Origin of the sequence: Brevibacillus sp. LEMMJ03 (assembly GCF_007197875.1) — a bacterium.
Classification (GTDB): domain Bacteria; phylum Bacillota; class Bacilli; order Brevibacillales; family Brevibacillaceae; genus Brevibacillus; species Brevibacillus thermoruber.
Genome location: NZ_VKJN01000074.1, coordinates 1 through 458 on the forward strand (window position 1 = coordinate 1; position 458 = coordinate 458).

The 458-nt window shown below is 58.7% G+C and carries 1 pseudogene; it reads right to left on the minus strand.

Going from position 1 to position 458, the window contains the following annotated elements:
* Positions 1 to 49: 49 nt before the first annotated feature.
* A pseudogene (locus FOI68_RS22860) lies at positions 50 to 458 on the minus strand (hypothetical protein); the annotation flags it as partial.

The window sequence follows — 458 nt, forward strand, 5'->3', positions numbered from 1 at the left end:
GACCAGGCATTCAAGTGTCCAGCCCGAAGACATAGGTAACAGAACGTACCTAAGACATGGGTGACAACCTCGTGCCGAACGGGTTGTCGAGGGGCTGCAAAGTTTTCTGCTCCAGATCGATATAGCCGAGATCGTAGTGCATGAAGCTGACGAGCCAAATGCCCTCGTCGACTTCCTTGATGCCGAGTTTTTGGCCAGCGAGCACGCTGGAGATGTTGATGCGCTTGCGGTGCATGCAAATGCGGCCGCAGGCAGTGACCATGACGTCGCGATCGTGGAACGGATAGCCGAGTTCCGGCAGGCCGGTGTAGTGACGTGGTGAGGCGCAGTAGAACTCTGCCGGGCATTTCATGGCGAGCGCGTCGTGGGGCCGTTCGGTATTGAACTCCTCGACGAACGCGTCGAAGCGCGCCTGCTGTTGCAAGCTATTGTAGCCCGGCGGCCGGGTCGCTTCCTTC